This window comes from Sphingomonas silueang (assembly GCF_040049155.1).
Taxonomy (GTDB): domain Bacteria; phylum Pseudomonadota; class Alphaproteobacteria; order Sphingomonadales; family Sphingomonadaceae; genus Sphingomonas; species Sphingomonas silueang.
Window position 1 is genome coordinate 352,396 of record NZ_JBDZDK010000001.1, and the last position, 21,320, is coordinate 373,715.

General features: G+C 70.8%; 16 protein-coding genes. 8 read left to right on the forward strand and 8 right to left on the reverse strand.

Annotated features, from left to right (window positions below):
• Window positions 1-8: 8 nt before the first annotated feature.
• Together ABLE43_RS01510 and ABLE43_RS01515 are read left to right on the forward strand one after the other, a co-directional pair.
• Window positions 9-1,034 carry a glycoside hydrolase family 43 protein gene (locus ABLE43_RS01510; RefSeq protein WP_348976694.1) on the forward strand — a complete coding sequence of 342 codons (1,026 nt, stop codon included), beginning with the start codon at window positions 9-11 and terminating at the stop codon, window positions 1,032-1,034.
• 15 nt (window positions 1,035-1,049) lie between these two features.
• Window positions 1,050-1,970: an alpha/beta hydrolase gene (locus ABLE43_RS01515; RefSeq protein WP_348976695.1), complete on the forward strand. Its 921-nt coding sequence runs from the start codon at window positions 1,050-1,052 to the stop codon at window positions 1,968-1,970.
• Between the two features lie 127 nt (window positions 1,971-2,097).
• Here the strand turns inward: ABLE43_RS01515 and ABLE43_RS01520 are convergent, their stop codons facing one another.
• Entirely contained in the window at window positions 2,098-5,685 is a 3,588-nt protein-coding gene (locus ABLE43_RS01520; RefSeq protein WP_348976696.1) for a hydantoinase B/oxoprolinase family protein, read from the reverse strand.
• A gap of 194 nt (window positions 5,686-5,879) precedes the next feature.
• Here ABLE43_RS01520 and ABLE43_RS01525 point away from each other — a divergent pair, with 194 nt between their 5' ends.
• Genes ABLE43_RS01525 through ABLE43_RS01535 form a run of 3 tightly spaced genes read left to right on the forward strand, consistent with a single transcriptional unit; the run spans window position 5,880 to window position 8,490 of the window.
• Window positions 5,880-6,545: a 5-oxoproline transporter, DUF969 family subunit gene (locus ABLE43_RS01525; RefSeq protein WP_348976697.1), complete on the forward strand. Its 666-nt coding sequence runs from the start codon at window positions 5,880-5,882 to the stop codon at window positions 6,543-6,545.
• On the forward strand, window positions 6,542-7,507 hold the full coding sequence (locus ABLE43_RS01530; protein ID WP_348976698.1) for a DUF979 domain-containing protein: 966 nt from the start codon (window positions 6,542-6,544) through the stop codon (window positions 7,505-7,507). Before ABLE43_RS01525 ends, ABLE43_RS01530 begins: the two co-directional genes overlap by 4 nt.
• Window positions 7,504-8,490 (forward strand): DUF2891 domain-containing protein, encoded by a 987-nt coding sequence (locus tag ABLE43_RS01535; protein WP_348976699.1) that lies wholly within the window; start codon window positions 7,504-7,506, stop codon window positions 8,488-8,490. The genes ABLE43_RS01530 and ABLE43_RS01535 overlap by 4 nt, the downstream gene beginning before the upstream one ends.
• Window positions 8,491-8,497: 7 nt before the next feature.
• On the opposite strand, the gene ABLE43_RS01540 is transcribed toward ABLE43_RS01535, so the two are convergent.
• From ABLE43_RS01540 to ptsP, 4 genes are read right to left on the reverse strand one after another with little or no spacing between them, the layout of a single operon-like run.
• Window positions 8,498-9,889: a carbohydrate porin gene (locus ABLE43_RS01540; RefSeq protein ID WP_348976700.1), complete on the reverse strand. Its 1,392-nt coding sequence runs from the start codon at window positions 9,887-9,889 to the stop codon at window positions 8,498-8,500.
• 47 nt (window positions 9,890-9,936) lie between these two features.
• Complete coding sequence (locus tag ABLE43_RS01545; RefSeq protein ID WP_348976701.1) at window positions 9,937-11,640, reverse strand: PTS fructose transporter subunit IIC; 1,704 nt, start codon at window positions 11,638-11,640, stop codon at window positions 9,937-9,939.
• A gap of 23 nt (window positions 11,641-11,663) precedes the next feature.
• Entirely contained in the window at window positions 11,664-12,605 is a 942-nt protein-coding gene (gene pfkB / locus ABLE43_RS01550) for a 1-phosphofructokinase (RefSeq protein ID WP_348976702.1), read from the reverse strand.
• Window positions 12,605-15,115, reverse strand: coding sequence for a phosphoenolpyruvate--protein phosphotransferase (ptsP, locus tag ABLE43_RS01555; protein WP_348976703.1), 2,511 nt, complete (start codon window positions 15,113-15,115; stop codon window positions 12,605-12,607). The genes pfkB and ptsP overlap by 1 nt, the downstream gene beginning before the upstream one ends.
• A gap of 150 nt (window positions 15,116-15,265) precedes the next feature.
• Between ptsP and ABLE43_RS01560 the strand changes: the two genes are divergently transcribed.
• Complete coding sequence (locus ABLE43_RS01560; protein ID WP_348976704.1) at window positions 15,266-16,276, forward strand: LacI family DNA-binding transcriptional regulator; 1,011 nt, start codon at window positions 15,266-15,268, stop codon at window positions 16,274-16,276.
• 4 nt (window positions 16,277-16,280) lie between these two features.
• On the forward strand, window positions 16,281-17,144 hold the full coding sequence (locus tag ABLE43_RS01565) for a shikimate 5-dehydrogenase (RefSeq protein WP_348976705.1): 864 nt from the start codon (window positions 16,281-16,283) through the stop codon (window positions 17,142-17,144).
• Window positions 17,145-17,249: 105 nt separating this feature from the next.
• Here the strand turns inward: ABLE43_RS01565 and ABLE43_RS01570 are convergent, their stop codons facing one another.
• The 3 genes from ABLE43_RS01570 to ABLE43_RS01580 form a co-directional block, all read right to left on the reverse strand.
• Complete coding sequence (locus ABLE43_RS01570) at window positions 17,250-18,014, reverse strand: hypothetical protein (RefSeq protein WP_348976706.1); 765 nt, start codon at window positions 18,012-18,014, stop codon at window positions 17,250-17,252.
• 95 nt (window positions 18,015-18,109) lie between these two features.
• Window positions 18,110-18,364, reverse strand: coding sequence for a hypothetical protein (locus ABLE43_RS01575; protein WP_348976707.1), 255 nt, complete (start codon window positions 18,362-18,364; stop codon window positions 18,110-18,112).
• A gap of 70 nt (window positions 18,365-18,434) precedes the next feature.
• Window positions 18,435-19,292: an SDR family oxidoreductase gene (locus tag ABLE43_RS01580; protein WP_348976708.1), complete on the reverse strand. Its 858-nt coding sequence runs from the start codon at window positions 19,290-19,292 to the stop codon at window positions 18,435-18,437.
• A gap of 397 nt (window positions 19,293-19,689) precedes the next feature.
• Between ABLE43_RS01580 and ABLE43_RS01585 the strand changes: the two genes are divergently transcribed.
• A complete protein-coding gene (locus tag ABLE43_RS01585; RefSeq protein ID WP_348976709.1) occupies window positions 19,690-21,285 on the forward strand; it encodes an isocitrate lyase in 1,596 nt (531 codons plus the stop codon).
• Window positions 21,286-21,320: the final 35 nt, after the last annotated feature.

Genomic DNA, 21,320 nt, shown 5'->3' on the forward strand with positions numbered 1-21,320 from the left:
TGTGCCCCGTGGCGACATCGACGGACGCGACCGGGCGGGGCAGGATGCGGATATCCGGCGCGCTGGCGGCGGCGGCGCTATGTCTGGCGGTGACCGGCTGTGCGCAGGGCGGGGCGGCCCCGCGCCCCGGTGCCAACCCGATCGTCCGCGACAAGTTCACCGCCGATCCCGCCCCGCTGGTGGTAGGCGACACGCTGTACCTCTATGTCGGTCATGACGAGGCGCAGCGCGACGAAATGTTCAACATGCGCGAATGGCTGGTCTATTCGACCAGGGACATGCACCGCTGGACCGACCATGGGCCGATCCTGCGCGTCGCCGACTTCGCCTGGGCGCAGAAGGACGCATGGGCTTCGCAGGTGATCGCGAAGAACGGTCGATTCTGGTTCTATGCCGCGGTCGAGCACGACGCGACGCATCCGGGCAAGGCGATCGCGGTGGCGGTGGCGGACGCTCCCACCGGCCCGTTCCGCGACGCGAAGGGCGCGGCGCTCGTCACCAACGACATGACGCCGAAGGGCACGCACAGCTGGGAGGACATCGACCCCACCGTCTTCACCGACGACGACGGGACGACGTGGATCGCATGGGGCAACCGGCAATGCTATATCGCGCGGCTGAAGCCCGACATGATCACATTGGACGGGCCGATCACCGAGATCACCCCGCCCTTCTTCGAGGAGGGGCCGTGGCTGCACAAGCGCGGCGCGACCTATTACCTCACCTATGCCTCGCTCGACCGGCGGACGCAGCGCGACGAGCATATCTCCTATGCGACCGCCCCGTCGATCCGGGGGCCGTGGACGCCGCGCGGGTTGCTGACCGGGCCGGGGCGGTACAGCTTCACCATCCATCCCGGCATCGCCGCGTTCCGGGGCCGGTGGTACCTGTTCGCGCACAACGCGGATCTGGCGGTGGGCGACCAGAGCGGGGCGATCGGCCGCCGCGCCGTCACCGTCTATCCGCTCCATTATAATCGGGACGGCACCATGCGACCGGTCGTGCAGACACCGGCGCGCAGGCGTATCCGCTGATCGGGAGAGAAGGACATGCACTGTTGGAGGACGGCGCTCGCCGCCGCGCTGCTGCCGCTGACGGCGGGACCCGCCGCGGCACAGGACGCGCGGATGACCCCGATCGCCACGCCCGCGCAGCCCGATGCGATCCCGCTGGGGACCGGTACGTTGCCCGACGCCGCGATCGCGGAAGGCTGGCACGAACAATATGGCAGCGTGTTCGCCCGCAACGTCCGCGAAGCCACGCTCACCCCGTTCCTGCCCGATCCGGCCAAGGCGACCGGTACGGCGGTGGTGGTGGCCCCCGGCGGCGGGTTCCGCACGCTGTCGATGGAGAATGAGGGCTGGGCCGTCGCGCGTGCGCTCGCCGCGCGGGGGGTGGCGGCGTTCGTGCTGAAGTACCGCCTGCGCCAGACTCCGGCGACGATGCCCGCCTTCGAGCGATCGATGGCCGAGATGTTCTCGGCCACGGCGCGCCCGTCCCGCCAGACGCCGGAGGAGCAGATCGCGGGGCTTGCGCCGCAGATCGCCGATGCGCGCGCGGCCTTCGCGTTGATCCGGCGGCGGGCGGCGGCGTGGCGGGTCGATCCGGATCGCATCGGCATGGTCGGCTTTTCGGCAGGAGCGATGCTGACGATCGCCACGACGCTGGCCGGCGGGGACGCGAAGCCCGCGTTCGTCGCCGACATCTATGGGCCGCTGGCGGCGGTGACGGTCCCGGCGGACGCCCCGCCGCTGTTCGTGGCGCTGGCCGCCGACGATCCGTTCTTCGCCCATTCGGGCTATGGCCTGATCGACAACTGGCGCGCGGCCCGGCGGCCGGTCGAGTTCCACCTGTTCGAGCAGGGCGGCCACGGCTTCGGCATGTATCCCAAGCCGACGACCAGCACCGGCTGGTTCGATGCCTTCGTGCGCTGGCTCGACATGCACGGCTGGACGCGGCGGGCGGGCTGAGCGGAGCGGACGGCCCGGCGACCTACTTCGTCCTATAATCGATGCTGCCGCTATCGTTGGCCGCGACGTCGACCGGCAGGACCCAGCCCCGCGCACCGCGGATCGCCGCCGCTTCCACGCAACTGGATCAGGGTCCAGCAACCGCCTTTGCGTCGCGAAAGCCCGCCCGCGGTACGCCATGGCCGCCGCCGCCGGGCGTCTCGATCACGATACGATCGCCGGGCATCAGTTCGACCTGATCGACGCCGGACAGCGGGCGGATGCCGCCGTCGCCCGTCTCGACCCGCTGCGTGCCGACCGCGCCGTCGCCGCCGCCGTCGAGGCCGAACGGAGCGATCGTGCGGCGCGACGCGACGATGGTGGCGGTCATCGGCTCCAGCGCGGTGATCGCGCGGATCACCCCGTCGCCGCCCGGCCGCGCGCCGGCCCCGCCCGATCCGCGCCGGATCGCGAAGCGGTCGAGCCGCACGGGATAGCGGTGCTCGAGGATTTCGGGGTCGGTGATGCGGGTGTTGGTCATGTGGCTGTGCACGGCGGCGGTGCCCGCGAAACCGGGACCGGCGCCGGTCCCGCCGCAGATCGTCTCGTAATATTGGTAGCGGTCGTTGCCGAACAGGAAGTTGTTCATCGTCCCCTGCGCCGCCGCCGACGCGCCCAATGCGCCCAGCAGCGCATTGCACACCGCCTGGCTGACTTCGGTATTGCCCGCGACGACCGCACGGCCCGGCGGGGGGCACAGGAACGAGCCCTCCGGAATGACGATGGTGAGCGGCACGAGGCAGCCTTCGTTGAGCGGGATATCCTCCCCGACCAGACAGCGGAACGCATAGAGGACGACCGCGCGGGTGACGGCGGGCGGCGCGTTGAAATTGCCGTCGCTCGCCGCCCCGGTGCCGGTGAAGTCGATCGTCGCCGCACGCTTGGTCCGGTCGATCGTCACGCGCACCTTCAGCGGGGTGCCGTCGTCCATCGCATCGTCGAACGCGCCATCCGACAGCCGGGTCAGCACGCGGCGGATGCTTTCCTCGGCATTGGCCATGACATGGCCCATATAGGCCTGCACGACCCCCCAGCCGCCGGCGGCGACCAGCGCGTTCAGCTCGGCGATGCCGGTCGCGTTCGCGGCGAGCTGCGCCTTGATGTCGGCGACGTTGGTGTCGGGGCTGCGCGCCGGATAGCGTGCCTGCGCCAGCAGGTCGCGAAACGCCGTCTCCCGCAAGGTGCCGCCGTCGACCAGCAGGAAGTCGTCGATCACCACGCCTTCCTCCTTGAGGGTGCGCGCGTGCGGCGGGGTCGATCCGGGCGTCAGGCCGCCGATGTCGGCATGGTGGCCGCGATTGGCGACGAAGAAGCGGATGGTGCGGCCGCCTTCGTCGAATACCGGCGCGATCACCGTCACGTCGGGCAGGTGGGTGCCGCCGTTGAACGGGTTGTTCAGCGCGACGACGTCACCGGGCTTCAGCGTCGCCCCCCGGCTGGCGATGATCGTGCGGACGCTCTCGCCCATCGCCCCCAGATGCACCGGCACATGCGGCGCGTTGGCGACCAGCCGTCCCTTCGCGTCGAACAGCGCGCAGGAAAAGTCGAGCCGTTCCTTCATGTTCACGCTGCTGGCGGTATTGCGCAGCACCACGCCCATCCGCTCGGCAATCCCCATGAAGCGGGTGTTGAACAGTTCGAGCCGGACCGGATCGACCGTCATCGGATCGGGCTCGCCCCGTGCGGCGGCATGGTCGTGGCGCAGGACCAGTTCGCCGCCGTCGCCCACCGTCACGCGCCAGCCGGGCTCGACCATCGTCGTGGCGATCGCCTCGCGGATCAGCGCCGGACCGGCGATCCGGTCGCCGGGACGCAGGTCGGCACGGTCGTGCACCGGCGTGCGATGTTCGGCCCCGCCGGTCCAGACGGCGACATGGCCGACCGGTGGCGGAAGGCCACCGCCACGCGGGGGCAGTGGGACCGGCGTAACCGGTTCGCCCGCCACGATCGCCTCCACCACCACGCTTTCGACGACGATCGCACGATCCGGGCTGACGAAGCCGAACCGGGCGCGATGGGCCCCCTCGAACGCGGACCGCATCGCATCGGCATCCGCCCGATCGACGCCGAGCGCGGTATCGGTCCCGTCGTAGCGCAGCCGGACGGTCACGACCTGCCGTGCGCCCGGCCCGACCTCCCGCGCCGCTTCGGCGCCCAGCGCGGCGACGATATCGTCCAGCGGGCTGCCCAGCGGCCGCTCGACCGACTGCTGGCGGATCGCCGCCTTGTCGGCCAGTCCCATGCCGTAAGCCGACAGCACGCCCGCGAACGGGTGGATCAGGACGGTGCGCATCCCCAGCACTTCGGCGACGCGACAGGCGTGCTGCCCGCCCGCGCCGCCGAAACATTGCAGCGCGAAGGTGGCGACATCCTCCCCCTGTTCGAGTGCGACGCGCTTGATCGCCGCGGCCATCTGCGCGACCGCGACGTCGAGGAACCCCTCGGCAACCCGGCGCGGGTCGTCCATGCCGATGGTCGCGGCCAGATCGGTAAAGCCGCGCCGGGCGGCGTCCACGTCGAGCGGTTCGTCGCCGTTCGCGCCGAACACGGCCGGGAAATCGGCGGGCCGGATCTTGCCGACCAGCACATTGGCGTCGGTCACGGTCAGCGGCCCGCCCCGGCGGTAGCAGGTGGGGCCGGGTGCGGCACCGGCGCTGTTGGGGCCGACGCGGAACCGCGACCCGTCATAATGGAGGATTGACCCGCCGCCCGCCGCGACTGTCTCGATCGCCATCATCGGCACGCGCATCTCGACGCCTGCGACCGTCGCGTCGAGCACCCGCTCGAACCGCCCGGCATAGAGCGCGACGTCGGTGGAGGTGCCGCCCATGTCGAACCCGATCACCCGGTCGAAGCCCGCGGAGGCTGCGGTCCGCGCCGCCGCGACCACGCCGCCCGCCGGGCCGGAGAGGATCGCGTCCTTGCCCTGAAACGCGCGGGCATCGGTGAGGCCGCCGCTCGACTGCATGAACTGTAGCGGCACCGGGCCGAGCGCGCCCGCGACCCGGTCGACATAGCGGCGCAGCACCGGCGAGAGATAGGCATCGACCACCGTCGTCCGGCCCCGCGCGACCAGACCGATCAGCGGGCTGACCATGTGGCTGGCCGATACCTGGGCGAAGCCCGCCTGCCGGGCGAGGTCGGCGACCCGCGCCTCGGTCGCGCCGTGCGCCCAGCCGTGGGTGAGCGCGATCGCCACCGCCGCATACCCTTCGGCACGCCGGGCGGCGAGCAGGGCGAGGGTTTCCGCTTCGTCCAGCGGGGTGACTTCCGCACCGTCGCGATCGATCCGTCCGCCGATCTCGATCACGGCGTCGTACAAGGGATCGGGGCGGCGGACCGCGAGGTCGAACAGCCGGGGCCGGGTCTGGTCGCCGATCGCCAGCAGGTCGGCGAAGCCGCGATCGACCACCAGCAGCGTGCGGGCACCCTTGCGCTCCAGCAGCGCGTTGGTGGCGACGGTCGTCCCCATCTTGACCGCATCGATCCGGTCCACCGGCAGGGCGGCGTCGTCGTCGATGCCGAGGATCATGCGAATGCCCGCGATCGCCGCATCGGCATAGCGTTCGGGGTTCTCGCTCAGCAGCTTGGCGGTGTGCAGCGTTCCGTCGGGTGCGCGCGCGACGATATCGGTAAAGGTGCCCCCCCGATCGATCCAGAACGACCAGCCTGCCATGCCCCTGCTCCCCCGATCGACGAATGCGCCCGCCGGATTGACAGATTCGCCCGGCGGCGCAACCCTTCGCCGGTGAAGGGGAACGGGGACATGGCACGGGCGGGCGCATCATCATGTCCCCGGCGCATCCCGCCGTCGCGCCGGTGCCGTCGGGCGGCCCGCGCCGCCGGGACCTTGTAAGGGGAGGGGGCGTCATGCTGGTCCTGTCGGGGATCGCGATCATCATCATCGGCTTCGCACTGGGGGTGAACCCGCTGCTGGTCGTCACCGTCGCCGCGCTGGCCAGCGCCGCGGCGGCGGGGCATGGCCCGGTCGAGGTCGTGGGGATGATCGGCAAGGCGTTCGTCGATGCGCGCTTCCTTGCGGTGCCGTTCCTCGCGCTGCCGACGATCGGGCTGCTCGAACGCGCGGGCCTGCGCGTCAAGGCGCGGACGATCGTCCAGGGGCTGCGCCGGGCGACGACCGGGCGGGTGCTGCTCGGCTATCTCGCGCTGCGGCAGATCACCGCCGCGCTGGGGCTGATCTCGCTCGGCGGCCATGTGCCGATGGTGCGCCCGATCGTCGCGCCGATGGCGGAAGGGGCGGAGGAGCGCGACGAGCATCGCCCGCTCGACCGCGCAACGCGCGACCATATCCGCGCGCACGCCGCCGCCGCCGACAATATCGGGCTGTTCTTCGGCGAGGACGTGTTCATCGCGGTCGGATCGATCCTGCTGATCCGCGCGATCCTCGAACAGGACGGGGTGAGCGTCGCGCCGCTCGAGGTTGCGGTCTGGGCGATCCCGACCGCGCTCACCGCGTTCCTCGTCCATGGTGCGCGGCTGCTGCTGCTCGACCGCCGCCTGAAGCGCCGCGCATGATCGGGCTCGACGCGCTCGGCATCGCGGCGGCGATCCTGCCCGCGGCGGTCGCGCTCCACCATGCGCGCGACCGGGCCGAGCCGACGCGGTGGCGCAACACCGGCTTCTGGGGCGTGTTCGCGGCGCTGCTCGGGGCCGGGCCGTGGCTGCCCGACCTGCTGAACGGGTGCCTGGTACTGGTCATGGTCGGCCTCGCGACCCGGGGGCTGCGCCCGTCGTTGCCCCCCGGCAGCGCGCCGCAGGCACAGGCCGCGCAGGCATCGCGCCTCGGCAAATGGCTGTTCGTGCCCGCGCTGGCGATCCCCGCCGTAACGCTGGCGGGTACGCTGTCGATCGGCGACGGGCGCATCGCCGGGGTCGCGGTGATCGATCCGAAGCAGGTGACGCTGGTCGCGCTGGTCGTCGGCGCGGGAATCGCGCTGCTGCTGGCGGTGCGCCTCACCCGCCCGCCGCGATCCGCACCGGTCATGGAGGCGCGGCGGCTGGTCGATGCGATCGGCTGGGCAATGGTGTTGCCGCAGATGCTGGCGGCGCTGGGCGGCGTCTTCGCGCTGGCGGGCGTGGGCAAGGTGGTGGCGGATGCGGTGGTGAGCCTGGTCGCGCTCGACACGCCGGTCTTGGCGACGATCGCCTATTGCGTCGGCATGGCGCTGTTCACGATGGTGATGGGCAATGCCTTTGCCGCCTTTCCGATCATGACCGCCGGGATCGGCCTGCCGATCGTCATCCGCCAGTTCGGCGGCGATCCGGCGATCGTCGCGGCGCTCGGCATGCTCTCGGGCTTCTGTGGTACGCTGATGACGCCGATGGCGGCCAATTTCAACATGGTGCCCACCGCCGTCCTCGAACTGCGCGACCGGTTCGGCGTGATCCGGGTGCAGTGGCCGACCGCCCTCATCCTGCTGGCGTTCAACATCGCGGTGCTGGCGGCATGCGCCTTTCCCGGAGGACTCGTTCGATGACCCCCATGCAGGCCGCAGGCTTCGCGCGCATCGCGCTCGGCCACGTCACCCGCGAATATCCCCACAAGGCGGATCATGTGATGGCGGGCGACGCCGACGCCTATCTGCCGCGCCGGATGCATCCGATCTTCTTCGGCAGCTTCGACTGGCACAGCTGCGTCCACGGCTATTGGCTGCTCGCGCGCATCCGGCGGCGCTTTCCCGATCTGGCCGAAGTCGCGGCGATCGACGCGCTGTTCGCCGATGCCTTCACCGCGGACAAGGTGGCGGCGGAGCGCGCCTATCTCGACCGGCCGCTGTCGCGCGGGTTCGAGCGGCCCTATGGCTGGGCGTGGCTGCTGATGCTGCACAGCGAGCTGGTGGTCGCGGGAAGCGCGCATGCCGCGACGCTGCGCCCGCTCGCCGACGCCTTCGCCGCGCGCTGGCGGGCGCATCTGCCGCTGATGACCTATCCGGTACGGGCGGGCACCCATGCCAACACCGCCTTCGCGCTGGTGCTGGCCGACCGGTACGCGCGGGTCGTGGGCGATGCGGCGTTGCGCGAGCTGATGGCGGAGCGGGCGCGGTGCTGGTTCGGCACCGACCGGTCGGCACCGGCGTGGGAGCCGGGCGGCGAGGATTTCCTGTCGCCCGTGCTGATGGAGGCGATGGCGATGCAGCGCCTGCTGCCCGCCGACGCCTTTGCCCCCTGGTTCGCGGACTTCCTGCCCCGGCTTGCCGAGGGCGAACCTGCCGCGTTGCTGGAACCGGCGCGGGTCAGCGACCGCAGCGACGGGCGGATCGCGCATCTGGACGGCCTGAACCTCAGCCGGGCATGGGCGATGCGGGCGATCGCACCCGCGGTCGGCGCTGCGGCCGGCGAACTGCTCGACGCGACCGCCGACGCGCATCTGGCTGCCGCGCTCGATCAGGTGGCGGGCGACTATATGGGCGAACACTGGCTCGCGAGCTTCGCGCTGCTGGCGATGACCGGCGTCGACTGAACACGCTCTATCCGCCGGTTCGCCGCCCCAGCAGCGTCGGCGCGTCGACCGTGAACTTGAACCCGAACACCAGCGCATCCCCGATGTCCTTCGTGCGGAACGGCGCGCCGGTCTGATCGGGGTGCAGGATGTACTGGATGTTGGGCGAGATGCGGACGGCGGGGGCGAGCTGCGCGCCATAGGCCAGTTCCATCATATACTGGTGGCGGCGGATGTTCCCGTCGCCACCGGCGGAGATGCGCGCCGCGCGCATCCGGTCCATCGCCGGATCGCTGAACCGCTGGTCGTTGACGACGAAGCCGATCGTATCGGCGTCCCGCCCCGCGAAGGTGCCGGTCTGGAGCAGCCCGAGTTCGAGGAAGCGGCTCTCCTCGACGCGGCCCGTCAGGTTGGTCATGGCGACACCGAACAGGGCAAGGCCGCGCTTCGACGCCGGATCGGGCCGGGTCAGCATCTGGTCGAACCGGAAATACAGGCCCGAGCGCCCGTTCAGCGTCGCCGCGGGCCGTCCGGTCAGGATCGCGATCCCGCCCGAGGCATCGCGCAACGGATCGGCATAGTCGCCGCGATCGAACCAGCCGCCGAGAATGTAATGGCCGGGCAGGCGCGTGGCATAGCCGTCGTCGCCGTACCCGGCTTCCCACGGCACGATCACGCCGGTCGCGTTTCGGGTGCTGAAGTTGAAGCCGCTGTCGTTCGGACGTTTGCGATCGGGATTCACCTCATAGACGCCGGTGTGCGCGAACCAGCGCGGCGTGAACTGGAAGCGGGCATGCGCCATCCAGCTCGACGCGGGGAAATAGGTGAAATTGCTGTTCTTGAAGACGAAGGTCGGGTTGCCGCACGCCGAATTCGTCTGGAAATTGCAGTAGAGCGGCGAATTCAGGAAGTGGATGTTCGCCTGGCTGCGCCCCGCCTCGACGGTCAGCCGGTCGTCGAGCAGCTTCTGCTCCCACGTCAGGATGGCGAGGTGGGTATTCTGCGTGCCCCACACCTCCTGGACCGAGGTGTTGTTGCCGATCGCGATGGCGGAGAGGCTTTCGCCGTGCCGGTTGGTGACGGCGAAATGGAGTGCGCCGCCCCCGATCCCCGCGATACGGTCCATGTCGAGATCGGCACCGGCATAGATTTGTCCGGTATAGGCGGCGTCGCGTCGCAGGCCCCCGCTCGCATTGCCCGCCGCCTCGCCGGTGTAGTTGAGCGCCAGCGTGATGCCGTCCCCCGCCAGCGGCTGGAACGGGCGCGCGGTATCGGCCTCGCGGTTCGGCAGGATCGGCGGCGGCGGTGCCGCGGGATCGGTGACGGAACCGTCCTGCGCATGGGCGGCAGGGGCGACGGCACAGGACAAGGCGAGGGCGGCGACGCCTGCGGTGCAGGCGCCCTTGAGCGACAGGAACATGGGTCGGGCTCCTTCGGGCCGGTCGGATCGACCGGGACGGTGGTGGTTCAGGCGATGGCGGCGGCAGCGGCGGGAACGGGCGCCGGGGCGCGGCGGAGCGCACCCACGAGCAGCGCCGTCACCGCCGTTCCCGCCACGATCGCGAGCGCATAGGCCGCAAGATGCGTCACCGCGCCGGGGATCGGCAGCACGAAGATGCCGCCGTGGGGCACCTTCAGTTCGACGCCGAACGCCATCGAGATCGCCCCCGCGACGGCGGAACCTGCCATCAGCGACGGGATCACGCGGAACGGATCGCGCGCCGCGAACGGGATCGCGCCCTCGGTGATGAAGGCGAGGCCCAGCACCCCCGCCGCCGCACCCGCCTCGCGTTCTTCGGCGGTGAAGCGTTGGCGGAACAGGAAGGTCGCCAGCGCGATGCCGAGCGGCGGGGTCATGCCCGCCGCCATCGTCGCCGCCATCGGGGTGTAGACCTGCGACGCGACCAGTCCGACCGAAAAGGCATAGCCCGCCTTGTTCACCGGGCCGCCCATGTCGAACGCCGACATGGTGCCGAGGATCACGCCGAGCAGGATCGCACTCGACCCCTGCATCGAGCGCAGCCATTCGGTGAGGAAGGCGAGCGCGGCGGCGACCGGCCCCCCCACCGCATGATACATCAGCAGCCCGGTCAGCAGCGTGCCGAGCAGCGGCAGGATCAGCACCGGCTTCAACCCGGTCAGGTTCTTCGGCAACCGGATCCAGCGGTTGAGCCGGTCGACGCCGTAGCCCGCGATGAAGCCCGCGACGATCCCGCCCAGAAAGCCTGCGCCGAGCGTGGCGGCGATCATGCCGCCGATCATGCCGGGCGCGATGCCGGGCCGGTCCGCGATCGAATAGGCGATATAGCCCGCGAGCGCGGGCACCATCAGCGCGAAGCCCGCCTTGGCGCCGATCAGGAACAGCGTGTGGGCAAGCGTGCCCGCGGCGGCATCGTCACCGGCGTGGATCCCGCCCAGCGCGAAGGCGAGGGCGATCAGCAGGCCGCCCGCCACCACGAAGGGCAGCATGAACGACACGCCGGTCATCAGATGCTTGTAGGGGCCGGCGCGTTCCGGTGCGCCGGACGGCGCGGGATGCGCCGCCGTCGCGGCGGCGCCCTGTACCGTGGCTTCGGCCAGCGCGCGCTCGATCAGCTTCGCGCCGCCGGTGATCGCGGGCTTGGTGTTGCTCGTGAACACGCGCTTGCCCGCGAAGCGGGCGCGATCGACTTCGCGGTCTGCGGCGATCAGCACGATCTCGGCGTTCGCGATCTCTTCGTCGGTCAGCGGCGTGCCCGCGCCGACCGACCCCTGGGTCTCCACCCGGATCGGATAGCCCAGCTGCTTCGCGCCTTCCGCAAGGCCCTCCGCCGCCATGAAGGTGTGCGCGATGCCGGTCGGGCAGGAGGTGATCGCGACGATCGACGGGATGGGCCGCGCGGCGGCCGGAACGTCGCCGTCCGTATCGCGCAGCGCGCCGACCGGGTCGGTCAGCACCGCGTCGAGGCTCAGGCGCCGGTCGGCCCGCTGGCCGAGCGTGCCGTCGTCGTCGCCGACCAGCAGCAGGGTCGCGCCGTCGTCGGGCGCGACCTCGACCGGCTGCCCGGTACGGCGCACCCTGATCTCCAGCGCGCGGCCCTCGGTCTGCGCGGCCTTGCGCAGGGCTTCCGCCGCCAGGGTGGCCTGGACCTCCCGGTCCCCGGCATCGATCACGGCCAACAGTCTGTTCATCATCCTCCCCTCCTCGCTTTCGCTCAGGCCGCTTCCGGTTCCGAGACCGAGACTTCCGCCGCGAGCGCCTCGACGGCGCCGCGTTCGGGCAGATTGGGCCCGGCCATGCCGAGCTTGCCGCCCGCAAAGGCGGTCGCGAGCCGGGCGAGCCGCTCCGGGTCCGCCCGTTCGTGCAGGGCGGCGGCGATTCCGGCGACCATCGCGTCCCCGGCACCGACGGTGCTGCTGACCGCGCCCAGCACGAGCCGCGTGGCGACAGTCCCCTCCGCCGACAGGAACAGCGCGCCCTCCGCTCCCATCGAGACGACCACCAGCTCGACGCCGCGATCGAGCAGCCGCCGGGCGGTACCGATCAGCTCGGCGCGGTCGGTCAGGGGGTGCCCCGCCCATGCCGCCAGTTCGTCGCGATTGGGCTTGATGACGTGCGGCAGCACATCGGCGGCCAGCGCGCGCTCCAGCGGGATGCCGCTGGTATCGAGCAGGACGCGGCAGCCCGCGTCGCGCAGCCGCGTCACGAGCATGGCATAGATGCCGTGCGAACAGCCGGGCGGCACGCTGCCCGACAGGATCACCAGATCGCCCGGCCGGACCGCCGCGCCGAGCGTCGCCACGACCATGTCGACCCGGCTCTCGTCGACGGCGATGCCGGTCAGGTTGATGTCGGTGGTGCCGGTCCGGTCGACCAGCTTCAGATTGACCCGGGTCGCGCCGACCACGCGGATGAAGCGATCCTCGATCGCCTTCCTCGCGAAGAGCTGGTCGAACGGCGCTGCATTGTCGCTGCCGAGCAGGCCATGGGCGACGACGTCCAGATTCCAGTCGGCGAGGCAGCTGGCGACGTTGACGCCCTTGCCGCCGGGGTTCTGCCGAACGGCATGGGCGCGGTGGACCTCGCCCGGCACCAGCCGGTCGAGCGTGACCGTTTCGTCGATCGCCGGGTTGAGCGTGACGGTGTGGATGCGCATCACTGCGCCTCCCCGTCGAGGGCGCGCACCTCGGCGGCGCCCTCCTGTTCGAGCGCGCGGCGGGCGAGCGTTGCGAGCGCGTCGCGTCCGGAGGCGCGGATGCGCGCCTTCACCGCCGGAATGTCGCGCGGCGTCATCGACAACTCGCTGACGCCCAGACCCACCAGCAGCGCCGCGCCGAACGGATCGCCGGCAAGGCCGCCGCAGACGCCGACCCAGCGGCCATGCGCCTGCGCACCCTCGACCGTCATCGCGATCAGGCGGAGCACGGCGGGATGCAGGCTGTCGGCCTCGCTCGCCAGTTCCGGGTTCTGCCGGTCGATGGCGAGGGCATATTGCGTCAGGTCGTTGGTGCCGATCGAGAAGAAATCGGCATGGGCGGCAAGCGCCTTCGCCTGCACGGCGGCGGCGGGCACCTCGATCATGATGCCGATCGGCACCACCGGGGCGTCCAGTTCCGCGCGGATCGCCTCGCACCGCGCGCGCAGCCGCGCCAGTTCCCATGCCGAGGTAATCATGGGGAACATGATCGATAGGTCGCCCCCCGCCCGTGCCGCGCGGTAGAGCGCGCGCAGTTGCGGATCGAGCAGGTCGGGCCGACGCAGCAGCAGCCGCGCGCCGCGCACCCCGAGGAACGGGTTCTCCTCCCTCGGCAGGTCGAGATGCGGCACCTGCTTGTCGCCGCCGATATCGAGCGCGCGGACGATCAGCGGGCGGTCTCCCAGCGCATCGGTCATCCCGCGATAGATCGCCTCCTGCTCCGCCTCGCCCGGGCTATCCCCGCGTTCGAGGAAGAGGAATTCGGTGCGCATCAGCCCCACGCCCTCGCCACCCTGCGCCAGCGCGAACGCGACCTGGTCGGGCCGGTTGACGTTGGCGGCGATCGCCACCGCATGCCCGTCGCGCGTCACCGCCGGGCGGCTGCGCTCGGTCGCCTCCGCAGCGCGCCGGTCGGCGAGGTCGGCGATCCATGCGCGGGCGGAATCGAGGTCGGCGGCGGCCGGATCGAGCCACAGCCGGCCGGTGTCGCCGTCGACGATGACGGTCGATCCGGTCGGCAGCGCGAGCAGGTCGGCGCCGCCCGCGACGATCGACGGCAGGCCGAGCGTGCGGGCGAGGATCGCGCTGTGCGAGGTCGGTCCGCCGAGCGCGGTGGCGATGCCGACGACCCGGTCGGTGTCGAGCGTGGCGGTATCGGACGGCGACAGGTCGGACGCGATCAGGATCGAGGGTTCGTCCGGCAGATCGGCCAGCGTTCCGACGGCCAGCGCCGGATCGATCGCGGCAAGGACGCGCCGCCCGACATCGTGCAGATCGGCCGCCCGCGCGGCGAGGACCGGATTGCCCAGCGCCGACAACTGCCCGGCGATACGACCTACCGCCTGATCCCATGCCCAGGCGACGCCGTGGCCCTCGACCATCAGCTGGCAGGTCAGGGTGATGAGATCGGTGTCGTCGAGCAGGTCGGCCTGCGCCTTGAAGATCGCCGCGTCCCCGGCGCCGAGCCGCCGCGTGGTATCGTCGATCAGCGCCTTCATCTGCGCGCGCGTGCGGGTCAGCGCATCGTCGAGCGCCGCGCCGCCGGTGACGAGGTCGACCGGTTCGTCCGGCACGACGAGTTCGTGCGCGGCAAGGACATGTACCTTGCCGATGGCGAGGCCGGGGCTTGCCGCCACGCCGACGATCGCCTTCAGCGCGCTCGCCGGTTTCCAGCCGCGCACCGCGACCACGGCCCTGGCGGCTGCGCGTGCGGCATCCTCCTTCTCGCGCGGCGTCAGGCGGCGCACGGCGGTGACGAACGCCTCCAGCGTCGCCCGCGCATCGGGACCGTCCGCCGAGAAGACGACCGTGTCGCCGGCCTTGAGGCCCAGTTGCAGCAGCGCGACGAGGCTGCGCGGATCGGCGGTCTCGCTGCCGTGCCGTACGCGCAGGCGGGCAGGGGCCGCGCGCGCCGCCTCGCCCCATGCCGAGGCAGGGCGGGCATGCAGCCCGGCGGGATAGTCGACCGTCCATTGCGCCGTTTCGGCATAGTCCCCGACCGGCGCGGCCGCGGCCACCGGCGCGGCATCGTCATGGAGGGCGCGGGTGATCGCCCCGGCATCGTCGGTCGCGATGAGCGCCGCGATGCGGGCATCGTCCTGGATCAGGCGGGTCAGGCGTCGCAGGATCGCGATATGGCTGTCGGAATTGGCGGCGATCCCGACGACGAGATGCGCGATCTGCCCGGGGTTCCACTCGACGCCTTCGCGCAGCTGCAGGATGGCGATGCCGTCGCGGCGGACGAGGCCCCGGTCCTCGCCCAGCCCGTGCGGAATGGCGACGCCCGCGCCGAGGAACGTGTTCGCCACGCGCTCGCGGCGGACCATGCTCTCTTCATACCCCGGCCCGACGCAACCTGCGGCGATGAGCAGCTGGCCGACCTGGCGGATCGCATCTTCCTTGTCGACGGCATGGGCGGCGATGCGCACCGGTCCTTCGACGCGGGACAGAGGTTCGGCTGGGGCGAGCATGGTCAGGCGTCTCTCCGCTTATCGTTCGTTCCCCTGAGAAAACGATTTCTCAAAACGCTTGTCAAGAGGGTTGCGGAACAGGAACGATAAGATGCATGATATGCACGCGATAACAGGGCCATGCCCGGTCAGTGGAGAGATCGATTTCTGATGGCGGTGGGTATCAAGGACGTGGCGCGGGTCGCACAGGTGTCGCCCGCCACCGTGTCGCGCGTGCTGGCCGGGCGCGCGGTCGATCCGGTGATGCAGGCGCGGGTCCATGCCGCGGTGAAGTCGACCGGCTATCGGCCCAACCTCGCCGCGCGTCGCCTGCGCTCGCAGCATACCAACACCATCGGCCTGATCGTCGCCGACATCCGCAACCCCTTCTTCACCGCCGTCTCGCGCACGATCGAGCGGGTCGCCGCCGACCGCGGGTTCAGCGTGATCCTGAGCAACACCGACGAGGATCCGGTGCAGGAGGCACGATATCTCGACCTGATGCATCAGGAGCGGGTGGCGGGCGTGATCCTCGCGCCGTCGCGCCAGCGGGTCGAGCGCGCGGGCAGGCTGCCGCTCGACTGCCCGGTGGTGCTGATCGACCGTGCGATGCCGCAGGGGGCGCAGGACTGCGTGCTGCTCGACAACGAGGCCATGGCCGCGTCGCTGGTCGAGCATCTCCACGGCAGGGGCCATCGCCACGTCGCCGGACTGTTCGGTGCCACCAGCAGCACCGGCATCGCGCGGCGGGCCGGGTTCGAGCGCGCGGCCGCCCGGCTCGGCCTGCATGCGGAGGCGATCGCCGTGCCGCATGCGTCGGACGATGCGGAGCGCGCCGTCGCGGCGCTGCTGAACCGCCCGGTGCGGCCCGATGCGCTGGTCGCCAGCAACGGCGTCATGCTGCTGACCGTGCTGCGCGCGCTGCGCACACTCGGGCTCGACATCCCCGGCGACATCGCGCTGGCCGGGTTCGACAACAACGACTGGATGGAATTCGTCGGCGACGGGCTGACCGTCATCGAGCAGCCGGTCGAGGAGATCGGCCGCACCGCGATGACGATGTTGTTCGACCGGTTCGATCATCCCGACGGCCCCGCGCGGCGCGTCGTGCTGAACGGACGCCTGATCGCGCGCGGGTCGAGCGCACCCGCCCGCCCCCTGCCCGCCCTTACCGGAGCGTGAAGCCATGACCAAGCCGCCGATCGGCCGCGATACCAGGCTGTGCATGTCGCTGTCGGCCCGCCCCGGCAACGCCGGTTCGCGCTTCCACAACCGGCTCTACGAGCTGCTCGGCCTCGATTACGTCTATAAATCGTTCAGCACCGCCGACCTGCCCGCCGCGATCGCGGGTATCCGTGCGCTGGGGATTCGCGGCTGCGCGATTTCGATGCCGTTCAAGGAGGAGGTGATCGCCCTTCTCGACGGTCTGGAGGATTCGGCGCGCGCGATCGACAGCGTCAACACCATCGTCAACGACGGGGGCAGGCTCACCGGCTACAACACCGACTATACCGCGGTGCGCCACCTGCTGGCGGCACGCCGGATCGATCCCGCGATGCCGTTCGTCCTGCGCGGCAGCGGCGGCATGGCCAAGGCGGTGACGGCGGCGCTCCGCGACTGCGGGTTCCGGAACGGCAGCATCGTCGCGCGCAACGAAGCGGCGGGGCGACGTCTCGCCGGGCAATATGGCTTCGCGTGGCGCGAACACCTGCCGCCGGAAGGCGCGCCGATGCTGGTCAATGTCACGCCGCTCGGCATGGAGGGTGCGGACGGCGAGGCGCTGGCCTTCCCGGCCGGGCAGATCGCCGCCTGCACGCTGGCGTTCGACGTGGTGGCGCTGCCCGCGGCAACGCCGTTCATCCGCGCGGCGGAGGCGGCGGGCAAGGCGGTGATCTCGGGTGCCGAGGTGATCGTGCTTCAGGCGGTCGATCAGTTCGCGTTATACACCGGCATCCGGCCCGACGCCGCGATGATCGCCGACGCCGCCGCGTTCGCGCACGGACCGGCGACGGCGGATCGCATCCGGGCGCTGTCGTCGGCGAACCCCTGACGATCGGGTCCGCCGCCCGGTCATCGTGCTTCCCCCTGCCGGACCTCCCTGAACTCGGCGGCGGCGCCGGTGTCGCGGATGATCGCCATCCCGACGCGGGACGCGCTACGACAGGGGTCGATCCTCGCGATACTTGAGCTCGAGATATCGTCCCTGCACCGCGATCTCGTCGAAGGTGCTCCGCCCGAGTTCCTCGCCCGCCCTCGCCAGTTCCGAATCGATCAGCCGGAGCCCGTTGACGAGGTGATCGTCGGGCGTGCGGCCATCGGCATGCGGCACGCCGCGCATCGAGATCGGGACACCGCGCCAGCCCTCCACCAGATCGGGCAGTTCGACCGCGACCAGCTTGCGGATCGATGCCGCCGCGGGACTGCGCGGGTCGAGCCGGTCCAGCCGGGGCACCAGGTCGTCCAGCCGGTGGCCCACCGCGTCGGCGAGCCGGAGCGCGGGCGGCGGCAGGCCGCGCCGTTGCGCGGCGATCCACACCGCCGCTTCCCCGGCCAGATCGGGCAGGGCGGCCTCGGCAAGGGCTTCCCGCCCCGGCGCGCGGGGCTCGGCGCGGATGTAGACCAGCGTCGTCAACAGCAGCATCAGCGCCGATGCGGCGGCGAGCGCCACGCCGGGGGCGGCGACCGCCGCGAGCAGCGTCCACGCCAGCAGCGAGGCGATCGCCGCGACGACCAGCCGGATCAGCAGTCGCCGTCGCCGCCGTGCCTTCGCCTCGCGCTCGCGGCGCGCCTGTTCGCGGCCTTCGGGGGACATGCGGCGAAGCAGTTCCTCGGCATGGGTGAGCCCGACGTCGGCAAGCCCCGCCGCGACGTTGCGCGCACGGTGCATCATCGGCTCTGGTTCGCCCGTATCGCGGTTCATCGCGCCAGCATGCCGTGCTTTGCCGATGGGGTCCATCCTTCATCCATGCGGCGATGCGCTCCGGCAGCCGGCCGATGCAGGGCCGCGCCGTGCCGTCAGATGCGCTCGGATTCGCGGATCGCCGCATCGATCATCGCGGACCATGTCGCGGCGTCACCGGCGCCGGACATCGCCTGCGACGGCTCGCGGATCGTTCGCAGCACGGCGTCCGCCTGCACGATATAGGCGCGCCACGTCTCGTCCACGCTGGTCGCGGCCGACGCTTCCGAACCGGCGCCATTCGCGCTGTGATCCAGCCCGGCCAGCGTCCGGGCGATGCGTTCGCTCAAGGTAGTGACGGATATGTCCATGCCCGTGTCTCCGCTTGCTGTTCCCGGCGCCCGTGCGGGTCGGGCGCGTCCATCGATGTGGCCCGCGCGGTCAGAGGAACGCGCGCCCGCCGGTGACGGGGATCGTCGCGCCGGTGATGTAGCTCGCCTCGTCGCTCGCCAGCATCACATAGGGCGGGGCGAGTTCGGCTGGCTGCGCGGCACGGCCGAGCGGGGTGTTCTCCCCGAACGTCCTGACCGCTTCCCCGGGCATGGTCGACGGGATCAGCGGCGTCCACACCGGCCCCGGCGCCACCGCGTTCACCCGGATCTTCCGCCCGGCCAGCATCTGCGCGAGGCCGGAGGTGAAGTTGTTGATCGCGCCCTTGGTCGTTGCATAGGCCAGCAGCGTCGGATTGGGGTCCTGCGCGTTGATCGACGTCGTGTTGATGATCGACGCCCCTTCGCCCATGTGCGCGACCGCCGCCTTCGACAGGTAGAACATCGCATGGATGTTGGTGGCGAACGTCCGTTCCCATTCCGCGTCGGGAATGTCCTCGATCGTGGCGAAGCTGCGCTGATGCGCGGCATTGTTGACCAGCACGTCGATCCGGCCGAACGCTTCGGCGGCCCGGTCGATGACCGCGCGGCAATGCGCCGGGTCGGACAGGTCGCCCGCGACCAGCACCGCCTGCCGCCCCTCCGCCTCGACCAGCCGGCGCGTCGCCTCGGCATCGTCATGCTCGTTCAGATACGCGATCAGCACATCGGCCCCTTCGCGGGCAAAGGCGATCGCGACCGCCCGGCCGATGCCGCTGTCGCCGCCGGTGACGATCGTCTTCTTGCCCGACAGCCGCCCGGAGCCGCGATAGCTGTCCTCGCCATGGTCGGGGCGGGGGTGCATCTCGTCGGTCCGACCGGGGATCGACTGCTGCTGCTCGGGATAGGGCGGGGTGGGGCGGTCGGTCATGGATCGTCTCCGGGCAGGGGGCAGGGGGCAGGGCGCAAACCGGCGGCACCGGCATGCCCGCGGCGGCAGGACGGTTCACCGACCGGCTACCGGCTTGAAAGGGGCAACGGGTCACCGCCGGTGTCGTTCCGACCAAGCGCCGGAAGGCTAACCTGCTTGAATCAAAACAGCCTTCCTGCCGGTGAACTGCCTGCCGACCGGCTGCGCGGATATTCGTCGCGCAACAGCGACGGGCCGTCGGAGGCGGTGCTGTAAATAAGTTACAACTGCACATCCCCTTTCAGCCGAACGGCGACGTCCACACCCGTTTCCGGGGTTAGGGCATGTTTACCCGGCCAAGGCCGACATGTTTTTTACATCCGATCGCAGCCCCGCCCCGACACCCGAAGGAACCGCCATGACCTATCAGGAACAGACCGCCCGCGCCGCCACGCTCCTCCAGCAGCACGGCGACAGCTGGGACGGGATCGACGCCGCCGCCGTCGCGCGGATGCGGTTGCAGAACCGCTTCCGCACCGGGCTCGACATCGCGCGCCATACCGCCGACGTCATGCGCCGCGACATGGCGGCCTATGACGCCGATCCGGCAGCCTATACCCAGTCGCTCGGCTGCTGGCACGGCTTCATCGGCCAGCAGAAGCTGATCGCGATCAAGAAGCATTTCGGCACGACGAGGGGGCGCTACCTCTATCTCTCGGGCTGGATGATCGCCGCGCTGCGCAGCGAATTCGGCCCGTTGCCCGACCAGTCGATGCACGAGAAGACCAGCGTGCCCGCGCTGATCGCGGAACTCTACACCTTCCTGAAACAGGCCGACGCGCGCGAGCTGGGCATGCTGTTCCGCGATCTGGACGCGGCACGGGCGCAAGGCAACGCGCTGGAGGTGCAGCGGCTGACCAACGCGATCGACGGCTACGAAAGCCATGTCGTGCCGATCATCGCCGACATCGACGCGGGCTTCGGCAATGCCGAGGCGACGTATCTGCTGGCGAAGAAGATGATCGAGGCGGGGGCCTGCGCGCTCCAGATCGAGAATCAGGTGAGCGACGAGAAGCAATGCGGCCATCAGGACGGCAAGGTCACGGTGCCGCACGAGGACTTCCTCGCCAAGATCCGCGCCTGCCGCTACGCCTTCCTCGAACTCGGCATCGACAACGGCATCATCGTCGCGCGGACCGATTCGCTGGGGGCGGGGCTGACCAAGCAGATCGCCTATTCCGCCGCGAAGGGCGACATCGGCGACCAGTATAACGCCTTCCTTGATTGCGAACCGGTGCGCGATATTGCCCGGCTGCGCGGCGACGTGGTGATCGAACGCGACGGGCAGTTGATGCGGCCCCGGCGGCTGCCCTCCAACCTGTTCCAGTTCCGCGAGGGCACGGGGGCCGACCGCTGCGTGCTCGACTGCATCACCGCGCTTCGCAACGGGGCCGACCTGCTGTGGATCGAGACCGAGAAGCCGCATATCGAGCAGATCGCGGGCATGGTCGATCGCATCCGCGCGGTCGTGCCCGATGCCAAGCTGGTCTACAACAACTCGCCCAGCTTCAACTGGACGCTCAATTTCCGCCAGCAGGTGTTCGACGCATGGGCGGCGGCGGGGCGCGACCTGTCGGCCTATGACCGGGCGCGGCTGATGCAGGTCGACTATGACGATACCGAGCTGGGGCGCGAGGCCGACGAACGGATCCGCACCTTCCAGCGCGATGCCAGCGCGCGTGCGGGCATCTTCCACCACCTCATCACCCTGCCGACCTATCACACCGCCGCGCTCAGCACCGACAATCTGGCGAAGGAATATTTCGGCGAGGCGGGGATGCTCGGCTATGTCCGCGGCGTGCAGCGGCAGGAGATCCGCCAGGGCATCGCCTGCGTCCGTCACCAGAACATGAGCGGCTCCGACATCGGCGACGATCACAAGGAGTATTTCGCCGGAGACGCGGCGCTGAAGGCGGGCGGCGTCCACAACACGATGCACCAGTTCGCGGCGTAGGCGATCGGGCGAGGCTCGTCTGCGCTGCCCGTACG

Excerpts from the sequence above, each read along its gene's own strand:
- ABLE43_RS01515 (WP_348976695.1), top strand. The coding sequence starts at position 1,050 with ATGCACTGTTGGAGGACGGCGCTCGCCGCCGCGCTGCTGCCGCTGACG.
- ABLE43_RS01520 (WP_348976696.1), bottom strand. The coding sequence starts at position 5,685 with ATGGCAGGCTGGTCGTTCTGGATCGATCGGGGGGGCACCTTTACCGAT.
- ABLE43_RS01525 (WP_348976697.1), top strand. The coding sequence starts at position 5,880 with ATGCTGGTCCTGTCGGGGATCGCGATCATCATCATCGGCTTCGCACTG.
- ABLE43_RS01530 (WP_348976698.1), top strand. The coding sequence starts at position 6,542 with ATGATCGGGCTCGACGCGCTCGGCATCGCGGCGGCGATCCTGCCCGCG.
- ABLE43_RS01535 (WP_348976699.1), top strand. The coding sequence starts at position 7,504 with ATGACCCCCATGCAGGCCGCAGGCTTCGCGCGCATCGCGCTCGGCCAC.
- ABLE43_RS01540 (WP_348976700.1), bottom strand. The coding sequence starts at position 9,889 with ATGTTCCTGTCGCTCAAGGGCGCCTGCACCGCAGGCGTCGCCGCCCTC.
- ABLE43_RS01545 (WP_348976701.1), bottom strand. The coding sequence starts at position 11,640 with ATGAACAGACTGTTGGCCGTGATCGATGCCGGGGACCGGGAGGTCCAG.
- pfkB (WP_348976702.1), bottom strand. The coding sequence starts at position 12,605 with ATGCGCATCCACACCGTCACGCTCAACCCGGCGATCGACGAAACGGTC.
- ptsP (WP_348976703.1), bottom strand. The coding sequence starts at position 15,115 with ATGCTCGCCCCAGCCGAACCTCTGTCCCGCGTCGAAGGACCGGTGCGC.
- ABLE43_RS01560 (WP_348976704.1), top strand. The coding sequence starts at position 15,266 with ATGGCGGTGGGTATCAAGGACGTGGCGCGGGTCGCACAGGTGTCGCCC.
- ABLE43_RS01565 (WP_348976705.1), top strand. The coding sequence starts at position 16,281 with ATGACCAAGCCGCCGATCGGCCGCGATACCAGGCTGTGCATGTCGCTG.
- ABLE43_RS01570 (WP_348976706.1), bottom strand. The coding sequence starts at position 18,014 with ATGAACCGCGATACGGGCGAACCAGAGCCGATGATGCACCGTGCGCGC.
- ABLE43_RS01575 (WP_348976707.1), bottom strand. The coding sequence starts at position 18,364 with ATGGACATATCCGTCACTACCTTGAGCGAACGCATCGCCCGGACGCTG.
- ABLE43_RS01580 (WP_348976708.1), bottom strand. The coding sequence starts at position 19,292 with ATGACCGACCGCCCCACCCCGCCCTATCCCGAGCAGCAGCAGTCGATC.
- ABLE43_RS01585 (WP_348976709.1), top strand. The coding sequence starts at position 19,690 with ATGACCTATCAGGAACAGACCGCCCGCGCCGCCACGCTCCTCCAGCAG.